The sequence below is a fragment of the Micromonospora sp. KC207 genome (genome assembly GCF_004348615.1).
Lineage (GTDB): Bacteria > Actinomycetota > Actinomycetes > Mycobacteriales > Micromonosporaceae > Micromonospora.
Genome location: NZ_SMKJ01000210.1, coordinates 1 through 12968, shown reverse-complemented (window position 1 = coordinate 12968; position 12968 = coordinate 1). Strand labels below are relative to the sequence as shown.

Sequence of the window (12968 nt, the reverse complement as noted above, 5' to 3'; positions counted from 1 at the left end):
GTCGTGGACGGCGGGAGCGGCCCCGCTTCCGTTACAGGGAGCGACCCCGGCTGATCCGGGTGGGATCGTCGCCGAGCCGGCCCGTGCCCTTGAGCGACGTGCCGCCGTTGGCCTTGACACCGGCCTTGCTGGCCGTGCCGCCGAGCCGGACGATCATGGAGTCGGCGTCCCGGGTGAGGACGTCACGGACCTCAGCCTCGCCGATCAGGCCCGGCTTCGCCACGAGCGTGCGGAACTCCTTCAGCAGCTTGATCGCCTTCGCGTCGTTGCCGGCCGCCTCGGCCTGCCGGGCCGCGGACAGCTTGCTCGACAGATCCTTGTGCGCCTTCGTCGACAGCCGCCCGGTCGCCTTGAACCGGTCCAGCAGGTTCTGCATGTCGCGGAACGAGGTGGTGACGAAGAACCGGACCGTCGAGGTGGTGGAGTTGCCCGCCTTGTCGGTCGCGGTCACGGTCAGCTCGTGCATGCCGAGCGGCAGCTCGTACATGGCCTGCAGGGTCTGGTTGGCGTACGACTTGCCGTCCAACTTGCCGGTCGTCGTCTTGACGCCGGAGGTCGGGTCGACCGCCTCCCAGGAGATCCGCACGTCCTGGCTGTCGCCGTAGAGCTGGCCGTCGGCGACGCCGGAGACCAGCAGCGTCGGCTTCTCACCGTCGATCTTCACCACCGCCGACTTGAGCGCCTCGGCGTTGCCGGCGGTGTCGGTGGCCCGGTAGAGCAGCTCGTGGCTGCCGTTCCCGGTCACCTCGACCGGCGCGGTGTACGCCGTCCACGCCCCGCCGTCGAGCGAGAACTCCAGCAGCTTCACCCCGGAACCGGCGTCGGTGGAGGTGAGCACCACCGGAACCGTGCCGGCGTGCCAGCCGTCGTCGTTCGCCGGGGCGAACGCCGCCGAGCTGACCGGCGCCGTGGCGTCGATCTTCACAGCGACCGTCTTGGTGGCCTCCACGTTGCCGGCGGAGTCGGTCGACCGGAACCGCAACTCGTGCGCCCCGTCACCGCTGACCTGCACCGGCGACGTGTACGCGGTCCACGCGGTGGCCCCGTCGAGCTGGTACTCGGTGGTCGCCACCCCACTGCCGTCGGCCTCGTCGGTCGCCGCGAGCGTGACGGTGACCGGCGCGGTGTGCCAGCCCGCGGTCGGGGTGCCGGAGACCGTCGCCGTCGTCACCGGCGCGGTCGTGTCGACCGCTGCGGTGCCGAGCCGGAAGTAGTCGAACGACGCGGTCTTCGACGTGGCCGCGTTCCCCCCGAGGGTGAACAGACCCACCTTCGGGGTGGCCCCGACGGCGGTGCTGGTCACCGTCCCGAGGGTCGTCCACTCCTGCCCGTCGGCCGAGTACGACGCGGTGAATTCGTTCCCGGTGCGCGCCACCCGCAGGTGCCACACCGCCGAGGTCAGGTTGGTGACCTGCGGCTGTGGGTCCTGTATGGCCCCGCCGACCTCGCTGCGGAACTCGATCCGCCGGGAGATCGCCTGACCGGCCTGGTTGTCCACGACGAAGTCGAACTTGACGTAGTTGTCGTCGTCGGCGTGGACGATCAGACCGGCCTGCTGGTACTGCTCGGCCAGCAGGCTGCCGTCGACCTTCGTCTCCAGGGTCCAGTCGCCGGCCGGGGCGGTCTGGAGGACGAAGTTCGTCGGCCCGGTGTTGCCGGTGCCGTAGATGTCACCGGACGGCACGTCGATCCGCAGCGCGCCGCCGGTCACCCGGTACGCGGCCGGGTCCTCCCGCAGCACCGCGTTCCACCGGCACTTGTCCAGCGTGGTGCCGTCGAACTCGTCCGACGGGTCGACCGGCCCGGCCGGGGCGTCCGGCGCAACCTGGAACCAGTCGAACACCGCGTTTACCACCGGGGCGGTGGTGCCGCCGTTGAGGGCGAACAGCCCGATCCGGGGGTTGGTGATCCCGGCGAGCGCGGCGGACCGGCCGACCGGGGTGAAACTCGACCCGTTGGCGGAGAACTCCGCCGTCAGGTTCGTCCCGTCGCTGGTCACCCGCAGCCAGATGGTGTCGCCGGCGGGCGCGGCGACGCTGTCGGCCGCCTCGTTGCGCGGCGAACCGGCCGTCTCCCGGAGGAACTCCACCTTGCGGGAGCCGCCGTACAGCAGGTCCAGCTTGGCGTAGTTGTCGTCGTCGCCGTACACCATCAGGCCGGCCTGTTGGTAGTCGGCGGTGACAGGCACGGTGACCTTCGTGGTGGCCTGCCAGGCCCCGCTGGGCGCGGGCTGGAGGACCAGGTTGGTGGCGTCGTTACGGGTGCCGTACAGGTCGCCGGGGGAGGTGGGCAGCCGCAGCGACCCGCCGGCGACCGAGTAGAGCTGGTTCTCCCGGACCACGGCCCAGCGGCCCTTGTCGAGGCTGGTGCCGAGGAAGTCGTCCGAGCGCGCCCCGAAGCAGGACGTGTTCGGCGCCTCGACCTTCACCGGGACGTTCACGTACGCCTTCGCGCCCCGCGCGTCGGTCACCGTCAGAGTGGCGGTGAAGGTGCCCGGCACGGTGTACGTGTGGGTGGCGTCGAGGGTCGACGCCGTCTTGCCGTCGCCGAAGTCCCAGGCGTACGTCAGCGGGGTGTCGCCCTCGGCGTCGGTGGCTGTGCCGTCGAAGGCGACGTTGACCGGCGCGGTGCCGGTGGTCGGCGTCGCCGTGGCGCTGACCTGCGGCGGCGCGTTTTCGGTGACGCCGCGGCCGAGGAAGTCCATCCAGTTGACGTTGAACAGCGAGCCGGTGCCGCCGGCCGGGTCCTTCGCGAGGAAGTACAGCGCCCCCTCGCCCGGCTCGGTGACCGGGACCGTCACGTCGACGAACTGCTGCCAGCCGCCGGTGCCGGGCACGACCGCGGACGCGACCAGCGGCCCGTCGACGGTGCCCGCGTGGACGTCGATCCGCCCGCCCTGGACGGACGAGGCCACCCGGAACCGGATCGAGTCGACCCCGGACAGGCTGGCCGGGGCCAGCGACCACCAGTCGCCGTCCTCGATGAAGCCGATGTTCTGGCCGCCGCCGGCCGGGTCGGTCGTGGTCTCCTTCTGCACGCCCGGGTCGCCGCCGCCGGTGCCGCCGGGGGCCCGGCCGGTGGCGGTGAAGTACTCGGCCTGCTTGCGCTTGGGCTGCAACTGCTCGATCGCCCGGCCGGTCAGCGCGCCGGCACCGCCGACACCGCCGTCGTCGGTGTACGTCGCCTCGAAGACCGCGAAGACGTTGGCCTCCGCGCCGTGCCCGGACGCCAGCGAGGTCTGCACGATGCCGGTGCAGCCGGTGTGCTGCTCCAGCGGGTGGGCGTGCTCGTCGTGGCCGAGCAGCACCTGGAGCCGGACCCGGTCACAGTCGATCTCGCCGTCCTCCGGGTCGGTCACCTTGATCGCGTACTTGACCTGGTCGCCCCAGTCGAAGAAGCCGCCGTTCGGCGGGAACTCGATGGTCACCGTCGGGGCGGTGTTGCCGACCGTGATCGGCACGTTCGCCACGGCGGTACGGTCGGCGGCGTTGGTGACGGTGAGTTGGGCGGTGTAGTTGCCCGGTTCGGTGTACGTGTGGGTGGGGTTCTTCTCGGCGGAGGTGTGCCCGTCGCCGAAGTCCCAGAAGTACGTGAGGACGCCGCCGTCCGGGTCGCGGGAGCCGGCGCTGGAGAAGCTCACGGTCAGCGGCGCGGGCCCGGAGGTGGGCGTGGCGCTGGCCTCGGCGATCGGGGCCCGGTCACCGGCGGTGTAGTCGATCCGGTAGACCCCGGAGTTGTCGTTGTTGCCGCCGAAGCCGCTGCCCCACTCGATCAGGTACAGCGCGCCGTCAGGCCCGAACTCGAAGTCCATCGGGCGGACCATGCTCATCCCGGTCAGCACCTGGTTGATGTCGATCAGCGACTTGCCGTCCGCGCTGACCTGCATCGTGTACATCTTCGACTGGTTCCACTCGCCGACCATCGCCTTGCCGTCGTAGTACGCCGGCCACTTGGTCTGCGACGGGTTGTCGGCGTCGTACCGGTAGACCGGGCCGCCCATCGGGGCGCCGCCGCCACCGATCTCGGGGAAGCGCGGGTTGCCCGAGTAGTCGTAGTCGACCGTGGCGGGAATCGCCGGGGGCAGGGTGGTCAGGCCGGTGTTGTTGGGGGAGTTGTTGACCGGCGCGGCGCAGTCGAACTTCGCCCCGGACGGGCCCGACGGGAACTGGTAGTCGTTGTACGCGTAGTTCGCCCCGGCGCAGTACGGCCAGCCGTAGTTGCCCGGCCGGTCGACGATGTTCCACTCGACCGTGCCCTCGGGGCCCCGGTTCGGGTTGTTCGCGCCCGCGTCCGGCCCGTAGTCGGCGACGTAGAGCACGTCGGTCTTCGGGTCGACGCCGATGCGGAAGGGGTTGCGGAAGCCCATGCCGTAGATCTCCGGCCGGGTCTTCGCGGTGCCCGGCGCGAACAGGTTCCCCGCCGGGATGGTGTACGTCCCGTCGTCCTCCGGGTGGATCCGGATCACCTTGCCGCGCAGGTCGTTGGTGTTGCCGGCGGTGCGCTGCGCGTCGTAGTCCTGCCGACCGGGCCGCTCGTCGATCGGGGTGTACGCGTCCGACTCGAACGGGTTGGTGTTGTCACCGGTGGCCAGGTACAGGTTGCCGGCAGAGTCGAAGGTCATGCTGCCGCCCGCGTGGCAGCAGGTGTTGCGCTGCGTGTCGACCTGGAGGACGACCTTCTCGCTGGCCTTGTCGATGGTGTCACCGGTGACGGTGAACCGGGACAGGTAGTTGCGGGGGCCGCCACTGGCCGGCGCGTAGTACAGGTAGATCCACTTGTTGGTGGCGAAGTCCGGGTCGAGGCGGAGACCGATCAGGCCGTCCTCGTTGCCGGTGAAGACGTCCAGCCGGGTCGCGGTGACCGTGTTGCCGGTGTTCGGCTTGATGATCTGCACCCGGCCGTCGCGCTCGGCGTAGAAGACCCGGCCGTCCGGAGCGATGTCCAGCTCCATCGGGTTGTTGGTGTTGCTGTCCAGCGTCACCTTCTCGAAGCTCGACGTCTTCGAGGCGCCGCAGTCGGCCCGCTCGACGCCGGCCGCCGTGCGGATGCCGCCGAGCAGGTGGGCGAGGAACTCCGGTTCCGCGAACGACTGCTGGGTATGGCCGCCGCCGGTGTACCAGGCCCGGCCGCCGTCGAAGTCGTGGCACCAGGCGGTCGGGTGGTCGGCGCCCATCGCGCCGGAGCCCGGGGTGTAGCTGGTCTCGTCCAGGCTGGCCAGCACGTGCACGTCGCCGCGCGGGTTGGACTGGAAGTTGTACCACTCGTCGTAGCGGGACCACCGGTCCGGCAGCGTGGCGGTGGACGGGTGCGCGTGGTCCTCCACCTTGATGGTGGCCTGCTGGTTGGTGGGGTGGCTGGCGAAGTACGCGCCGACCAGGTCGCCGTACCAGGACCAGCTGTACTCGGTGTCGGAGGCGGCGTGGATGCCCACGTACCCGCCGCCGCCCTGGATGTACCGCTCGAACGCGGCCTGCTGGTCGGCGGCGAGGACGTCCCCAGTGGTCGACAGCCAGATCACGGCGCGGTACTTCGCGAGGTTGCCGTCGGTGAACGCCCCGCCGTCCTCGGTGGCGTCGACGGTGAAACCGTTGTCGGCGCCGAGCTTCTGGATGGCGGCGATGCCGGCGGGGATGGAGTCGTGCCGGAACCCGGCGGTCTTGGAGAAGACGAGCACCGAGAACGGATCGGTTGCGGCTGCCCGGGCGGGCGCTGCTGCCGCGACGGGTGCGGCCTGGGCGGCGGTGCCGGCGACCAGGCCGGTGGCGACGAGGGACAGGGTGAGGAGGGCGGTGCTGAGGATGCCGCGAGGTTTGCGGCGGCGGCGGGACGGAGACACTCAATGCTCCTTTGTCCGAGCTGGACAGTGGTGGGCAGGGGACGACTTCGCCGCAGACCGTCTCCGGTCGGATCGGTGTCGGGCCCGCGTGGCCCGGCATGTCTTGTCGGTGCCGGGCCCGCTGGCCCGGCACGTGTCTGGTCGGTGCGGGCCACGCCGAGGCCGCGCATCGAAATTATGTCGATCGAATAAACAAATTAGCGCCGCTGGGTTCGTTTCCGGCAAGGCGTCTACGTGTAACGATTCGATATCGGTGATCGGCTTATCCGGCGAGAGTGGAGGAATAGGAACAAGCGCGCCGGGCCGGCGGCCCCGTGGTCCGGGCCACCGCTGGGACCTCTTGGCGAACCGGCCGATCCGTCGTACGGTGACACTGACGTAACCCACGGGAGCCCGGTGTACCGGGCTGAGAGGGGGGCTGGAGCCCCCGACCGTCGAACCTGATCCGGGTAATGCCGGCGCAGGGAGGAGAGTTGCCGTGCCTTCCCTTGGGCGACTGCATCTGATCACCGACACCCGGCCGGGGCGGGACCCGCTCGCCGTGCTGCGTGCCGCCCTGCCGGTGGCCCGCGCCGAGCTGGTCGTCCAGGTCCGCGTCACCGACGACGCCACCGACCGCGAGGCGTACGACCTGGCCGGCCGGGCGGTCGCGCTGTGCGCCCCGTACGGGGCGACGTGCCTGGTCAACGACCGGCTGCACGTGGCGCTCGCGGTCGGCGCCGCCGGCGGGCACGTCGGCGCGGACGACTTGCCGGTCGCGGCGGCCCGCCGGGTCCTCGGCCCCACCGCCGTGCTCGGCGCGACCGCCCGCTCGCCGGGGCCGGCCGCCGCAGCGGAGGCCGCCGGAGCCAGCTACCTCGGCGTCGGCCCCTGCCACGCCACCGACACGAAGGCCGGCCTGCCGGACCCGATCGGCCCCGCCGGGGTACGCGCCGTGGCCCGGGCCGTGGCGGTGCCGGTGATCGCCATCGGCGGGGTGACCGCCGCAGGCGTCCCGGCGCTGCGCGCCGCCGGGGCGTACGGGGTGGCGGTGGTCGGGGCGCTCTCCGCCGCCGTCGACCCGGCGCGGGTCACCGCCGAGCTGCTCGGGGCGCTGACGTGTTAACAGGGGGCCCTTCCTCTACCGGAAGCGTCAACAGGGGGCCCCTCCTTACCGATGTGGCGGTGGTGGGGGGCGGGGTCGTCGGGCTGGCGGTGGCGTGGCGGTGCGCGGCGCGTGGGCTGCGCGTCGTCGTGCACGATCCGGCCCCCGGGTCGGGCGCGTCGCGCGTCGCCGCCGGGATGCTGTCACCGGTCGCCGAGGCGTACTTCGGCGAGCACGAGCTGACCGGGCTGCTCGCCGCCTCCGCCGCCCGCTGGCCCGCGTTCGCCGCCGAGCTGACCGAGGCCGCCGGCACCGGCTTCGGGTACCGCACCGAGGGCACCCTCGTCGTCGGGCTCACCGGCGACGACCTCGCCGAGGCGCGGCGGCTGTGGTCGTACCAGCGGGAGCTGGGGCTGCCCATCACCCCGCTGCGTCCGTCGGAGCTGCGCGACCGCGAGCCGGCGCTCGCCCCCAGGGTGCGCGGCGGCGCGGTCGCCCCCGGCGACCACCAGGTCGATCCCCGACGGCTGGTGACCGCGCTGCGGACCGCCGCCGAACGGGCCGGCGCGACCCTGGTCACCGGTTCGGTACGGGCGCTGTCCGAGCTGGACGCCCGGGTCACCGTCGTCGCCGCCGGCTGCGGGGCCGCCGCGCTCACCGGGCTACCGGTCCGGCCGGTCAAGGGCCAGGTCCTCCGGCTCCGCGCGCCCGACGGCGGCCCGCCGGGCTTCCGGCACGTGATCCGGGGGTACGCCGACGGCGAGCCCGTCTACCTGGTGCCCCGCGACAGCGGCGAAGTGGTGGTCGGCGCGACCGTCGAGGAGCGCGCCGACACTGAGGTCACCGCCGGTGCGGTGCTGCGGCTGCTCCGCGCCGCCGTCGACCTCGTCCCCGAGCTGGCCGAGTACGACCTGGTCGAGGCGACCGCCGGGCTGCGTCCCGGCACCCCCGACAACGCTCCGATCCTCGGGCCGCTGCCGGGCCGGCCCGGCGTGCTCGCCGCCACCGGCCACCACCGGCACGGCATCGTGCTCACCCCGGTCACCGCCGACCTGGTCACCGAGCTGATCGTCTCCGGAGCAGCGGACCCGCTGCTCGCCCCATTCACCCCCGAGCGGTTCGCGGCCAGTGCCGGCCCGGCGGGCCGCCGCCGGCACGGCTGACCAGTCCCGTACGGCTGACGACCGCGTCCCGGTCGCGTCCGAGGAGGAGCACGCACATGGAACTGACGGTGAACGGCGCCGGGCGTACCCTGCCCGCCGGCGCGACCGTGGCCGACCTGGTCGGTCTGGTCACCGACCAGCGGCGCGGCCTCGCCGTCGCGGTCAACGGCGAGGTGGTGCCGCGCGGCGGGTGGCCGGCGACGCTGCTGCGCGACGGCGACCGCGTCGAGGTGCTCAGCGCCGCCCAGGGCGGGTGACCGGCATGTCCCGTGACAATTCCCCGTTCGAGCTGGGCGGTGTGACGTTCGGGTCCCGGCTGATTCTCGGCACCGGGGGCGCGGCCAGTCTGCACGCGCTGGAGCAGGCGATCCGAGCGTCCGGCACCGAACTGGTCACCCTCGCGCTACGCCGCGTCGACACCGCCCCCGGCATGGGTGGCGGGCTGCTCGACCTGCTGGAGCGGTGCGGGGTGCGGCTGCTGCCGAACACGGCCGGCTGCTACACGGCCGGCGAGGCGGTGAAGGTGGCCCACCTGGCCCGCGAGGCGTTCGGCACGGACTGGGTGAAGCTGGAGGTGATCGGCGACGAGCGCACGCTGCTGCCCGACGGGGTGGAGCTGCTGCGCGCCGCCGAGACGCTGGTCGCGGACGGGTTCACCGTGCTGCCGTACACGTCGGACGACCCGATCCTGGCCCGGCGGCTCGCCGACGTCGGGTGCGCGGCGGTGATGCCGGCCGGCGCGCCGATCGGCTCCGGCCTCGGCGTGAACAACCCCCACCACATCCGCCTGATCCGGCAGGGCGTCGACGTGCCGGTGATCCTCGACGCGGGGATCGGCACCGCCTCCGACGCGGCGCTCGCCATGGAGCTGGGCTGCGACGCGGTGCTGCTGGCCAGCGCCGTCACCCGGGCCGCCGACCCGGTCGCGATGGCCACCGCCATGCGGTACGCGGTCGCGGCCGGGCGCCTCGCGGCCGGCGCGGGCCGCATCCCCCGCCGGTTCCACGCCCTCGCCTCCACCCCCGACGATGGCAGGCCGGACCTGTGACCCCGGCCGGAGTGGTGGTGCTGACCGACCGGTGGGCGGCGCGGGGGGCGCTCGCGCAGGTGGTGGAAGGTGCCGTGGCCGGGGGAGTGCGCTGGGTGGTGCTGCGGGAGAAGGACCTGCCTCGGGCCGAGCGGGCCGCGCTCGCCGCCGACCTGCGCCCGATCCTCGCCGAGGCAGGCGGCACCCTGGTCGTCGCCGGCCCCGACCCGCTCGGCGGCGACGCCGTGCACCTGCCGGCCGCCGGCCCGTACCCGCCGCCACCCCGCCGCAGCCTCGTCGGCCGGTCCTGCCACGACGAAGCCGAGCTGGCGCGACTGACCACCGAGGACTACGTGACCCTCTCCCCGGTGTACCCGAGCAGGTCGAAGCCCGGCTACGGCCCGCACCTGGGGCCGCAGGGACTCGGCGATCTGATCCGGGCCAGCACCGTGCCGGTCATCGCCCTCGGTGGCATCGAGACTCCGGCCCAGGTGCGCGCCTGCGTCGACGCGGGCGCCGTGGGCGTGGCGGTCCTCGGCGCGATCATGCGCGCCGGGGACCCGGCCGAGGCAGCCGCCACCCTGACGGCGGCCTACGAGGAGATCCTTCCGCCGCGGTCCGCAACCGCAACCCCCGAAGACCGAGCGACCGCCACGGCAGGTGACCGGTGACCCCCACGACCGTGCTCACCATCGCCGGGTCCGACTCCGGCGGGGGAGCCGGCATCCAGGCCGACCTCAAGGTCTTCGCGGCGCTCGGCGCGTACGGCACCAGCGTGCTCACCGCCGTCACCGCACAGAACACCCGGGGCGTGGACGCCGTACTGCCGCTTGCGCCGCGCACGGTCACCGAGCAGCTCGACAGCGTGCTCGGCGACTTCCGGGTGCGGGCCGTGAAGACCGGCATGCTCGGCACCCCGGCCGTCGCCGACGCGGTCGCCGACGCGGCGCGGGCGGGACGACTGCCACACCTCGTCGTCGACCCGGTGCTCGTCGCCACCAGCGGGCACCGGCTCGGCGTGGTCGAGGCGGTCGAGCGGCTGCTGCCGTACGCGGAGGTGGCGACGCCGAACTGCGCGGAGGCCGCGGCCCTCACCGGGCGCCCGGTGACCACGGTGGAGGAGATGGTCGCCGCCGCCGAGGCCCTCGTCGCCGGCGGCCCGGCGCACGTGGTGGTCACCGGCGGCGACGTGGACGCGGCGGGCGAGGCGGTCGACGTGCTGGCCGGCGGGGGGACCGTCACCCTGCTGCGTGCCCCCCGGGTGCTGACCCGGCACAGCCACGGCACCGGCTGCTCGTTCTCGGCGGCGATCGCCGTCCGGCTGGCGGCCGGGGACGCGGTGCCGGCGGCCGTCGGGGCCGCCAAAAAGTACGTCACCCGCGCGCTGACCGGCGCGCGGAACTGGGAACTAGGCGCCGGACGCGGTCCGCTGGACCACTTCGGCTGGTCCTGACCACCATCTGGGAGGCAGTCATGCAGGCACGACGCAAGGTCTACGTCGAGGGGTCCCGGCCGGACATCCGGGTGCCGTTCGCCGAGGTCGACCTGGCCGGCGACAACCCGCCGGTCCGGCTCTACGACACCTCCGGCCCGGGTTCGGACCCGGAGGTGGGGCTGCCCCCGCTGCGCGGGCCGTGGATCGCCGCCCGGGGGGACGTGGCACCGGCCCGGGGGGCGGGCACCCCCCTCGCGGGCGTGGACGGCAAGCGGCCGACGCAGCTCGCGTACGCGCGGGCCGGGGTCGTCACCCCGGAGATGGAGTTCGTGGCGATCCGGGAGGGCATGGCCCCGGAGCTGGTTCGGGACGAGATCGCGGCCGGGCGGGCGGTGCTGCCGCTCAACGTCAACCACCCGGAGTGCGAGCCGGCGATCATCGGCAAGGCGTTCCTGGTGAAGGTGAACGCCAATATCGGCACCTCGGCCGTCACCTCCTCCGTCGCCGAGGAGGTGGAGAAGCTGACCTGGGCCACCCGGTGGGGCGCGGACACCGTGATGGACCTGTCCACCGGCAAGCGGATCCACGAGACCCGCGAGGCGATCGTGCGCAACTCGCCGGTGCCGATCGGGACCGTGCCCATCTACCAGGCCCTGGAGAAGGTCGGCGGCGACCCGGTGAAGCTGAGCTGGGAGGTGTTCCGCGAGACGGTGATCGAGCAGGCCGAGCAGGGCGTCGACTACATGACGGTGCACGCCGGGGTGCTGCTGCCGTACGTGCCGCTGGCCGTGGACCGGGTGACCGGGATCGTGTCCCGGGGCGGCTCGATCATGGCGGCCTGGTGCCTGGCGCACCACGAGGAGAACTTCCTGTACACCAACTTCCGCGAGCTATGCGCAATCCTCGCCCGCTACGACGTGACGTTCTCCCTCGGCGACGGGCTGCGCCCGGGGTCCATCGCCGACGCCAACGACGAGGCCCAGTTCGCCGAGCTGCGCACTCTCGGCGAGTTGACGAAGATCGCCTGGGAATACGACGTGCAGGTGATGATCGAGGGCCCCGGCCACGTGCCGATGCACAAGATCAAGGAAAACGTGGACCTCCAGCAGGAGTGGTGCCACGAGGCCCCGTTCTACACCCTCGGCCCGCTGACCACCGACATCGCGCCCGCGTACGACCACATCACGTCGGCGATCGGCGCTGCCATGATCGGCATGTTCGGCACCGCGATGCTCTGCTACGTCACCCCCAAGGAGCACCTGGGGCTGCCGGACCGGGACGACGTGAAGGCCGGGGTGATCGCGTACAAGATCGCGGCCCACGCGGCGGACCTGGCCAAAGGCCACCCCGGGGCGCAGGCCTGGGACGACGCGCTGTCGAAGGCGCGGTTCGAGTTCCGCTGGGAGGACCAGTTCAACCTCTCGCTGGACCCGGAGACGGCGCGGTCGTACCACGATGCGACCCTGCCGGCGGAGCCGGCGAAGACGGCGCACTTCTGCTCGATGTGCGGCCCGAAGTTCTGCTCCATGAAGATCACCCAGGAGCTGAAGGAGTACGCGGCACGCGGCATGAGGGACAAGTCGGAGGAATTCGTCTCCTCCGGCGGCCGGGTGTACCTGCCGCTGGCCTGACCTGACCTGCCGCTGGCCTGACCGACCGGGGCCTGACCTGCCGCTGGCCTGACCGACCGGGGGCCGGCTCGGTCTGGCCCGGCTGGCGGGCAGGTCGGCGGCAAGCCATGGCGGCGACCTGGGGGCGTCCTGCGGGATCGATGCCGCCACGTCGCCGACATGGCGGGACACCGACCGGGGCGGTCAGTCCCGGTGGTGACGGCCGGAGGGGCGCAGCGAGCGCCGCTCGGCGTCCCCCGACCCACCGTCCTCGCCGGGCACGGGGCGGGCGAGGCCGGTGACCCAGTCGACGTACTCCTCGTCCTGCGCCGGCAGCGGTTCCTGCTCCCGGCGGTCGTCCCACTCCGCCGCCGTGTCGGTCTTTTCGGCCGCCCGCGTCCGGTTGCGCCGGAACAGGGTTCGCAGCAGCCGGGATCGGCCGGCGGCGGGCACCTCCGGCCCGGCACCGGCACCCTCCGGGGCGACACCGGGCGCGCGGGAGGCGCCGTCGCCGCCTGCGCCGTCGCCGCCCGCGCCGTCGCCGCCCGCACCGTCGCCGCCCGCACCGTCGCCGGTCGTCCGTGGCCCGCCCGGCCCGCCGTGCGGAGCCGGTGTCTCGGCGGGCGTCTGCGTCTTGCCCGGGGCCTGCGCGTCGCCGGGGGCCTGCGCGTCGTCCGGAGCCTGCGGCTCGCCGTACACCCGTCGTGTCCCGCCCGGTGCGCGGCGCTCCGAAGCCGGGGAGACGGTCCGCCGGGTGGCGTTGCCGAACGCGTCCCAGCTCGACGCCCGGTCGAGGTCGGGCAGGGGCAACCG

8 protein-coding genes, 1 pseudogene and 1 riboswitch are annotated in these 12968 nt (G+C 73.3%); of the genes and pseudogenes, 7 read left to right on the top strand and 2 right to left on the bottom strand.

Annotated features, from left to right (window positions below; genetic code table 11):
* Nucleotides 1–31: 31 nt before the first annotated feature.
* Nucleotides 32–5836, bottom strand: a complete 5805-nt coding sequence (locus E1258_RS22980) for a ThuA domain-containing protein (RefSeq protein ID WP_132404775.1) — start codon at nt 5834–5836, stop codon at nt 32–34.
* 376 nt (nt 5837–6212) lie between these two features.
* Nucleotides 6213–6320, top strand: a riboswitch (TPP riboswitch).
* On the opposite strand from E1258_RS22980, the gene E1258_RS22975 reads away from it, so the two are divergent.
* The 7 genes from E1258_RS22975 (at nt 6315) to thiC (ending at nt 12176) form a co-directional block, all read left to right on the top strand.
* On the top strand, nt 6315–6941 hold the full coding sequence (locus E1258_RS22975) for a thiamine phosphate synthase (protein WP_132404773.1): 627 nt from the start codon (nt 6315–6317) through the stop codon (nt 6939–6941). It overlaps the preceding riboswitch by 6 nt.
* On the top strand, nt 6935–8083 hold the full coding sequence (gene thiO / locus E1258_RS22970; RefSeq protein ID WP_165949874.1) for a glycine oxidase ThiO: 1149 nt from the start codon (nt 6935–6937) through the stop codon (nt 8081–8083). Before E1258_RS22975 ends, thiO begins: the two co-directional genes overlap by 7 nt.
* A gap of 56 nt (nt 8084–8139) precedes the next feature.
* Nucleotides 8140–8340 carry a sulfur carrier protein ThiS gene (thiS, locus tag E1258_RS22965; protein WP_007072998.1) on the top strand — a complete coding sequence of 67 codons (201 nt, stop codon included), beginning with the start codon at nt 8140–8142 and terminating at the stop codon, nt 8338–8340.
* Between the two features lie 5 nt (nt 8341–8345).
* A complete protein-coding gene (locus tag E1258_RS22960; RefSeq protein ID WP_132404769.1) occupies nt 8346–9131 on the top strand; it encodes a thiazole synthase in 786 nt (261 codons plus the stop codon).
* Nucleotides 9128–9781, top strand: a complete 654-nt coding sequence (locus tag E1258_RS22955; protein WP_132404767.1) for a thiamine phosphate synthase — start codon at nt 9128–9130, stop codon at nt 9779–9781. The genes E1258_RS22960 and E1258_RS22955 overlap by 4 nt, the downstream gene beginning before the upstream one ends.
* Entirely contained in the window at nt 9778–10563 is a 786-nt protein-coding gene (thiD, locus tag E1258_RS22950; protein ID WP_132404765.1) for a bifunctional hydroxymethylpyrimidine kinase/phosphomethylpyrimidine kinase, read from the top strand. The genes E1258_RS22955 and thiD overlap by 4 nt, the downstream gene beginning before the upstream one ends.
* A 20-nt stretch (nt 10564–10583) precedes the next feature.
* On the top strand, nt 10584–12176 hold the full coding sequence (gene thiC, locus E1258_RS22945; RefSeq protein WP_132404763.1) for a phosphomethylpyrimidine synthase ThiC: 1593 nt from the start codon (nt 10584–10586) through the stop codon (nt 12174–12176).
* A 183-nt stretch (nt 12177–12359) separates the two neighbouring features.
* On the opposite strand, the pseudogene E1258_RS22940 reads toward thiC, so the two are convergent.
* Nucleotides 12360–12968, bottom strand: a pseudogene (locus tag E1258_RS22940) (hypothetical protein); the annotation flags it as partial.

Bases quoted from the DNA above. Each gene is read 5' to 3' on its own strand.
- thiC (WP_132404763.1), top strand. From the start codon at position 10,584: ATGCAGGCACGACGCAAGGTCTACGTCGAGGGGTCCCGGCCGGACATC.
- E1258_RS22960 (WP_132404769.1), top strand. From the start codon at position 8,346: ATGTCCCGTGACAATTCCCCGTTCGAGCTGGGCGGTGTGACGTTCGGG.
- thiS (WP_007072998.1), top strand. From the start codon at position 8,140: ATGGAACTGACGGTGAACGGCGCCGGGCGTACCCTGCCCGCCGGCGCG.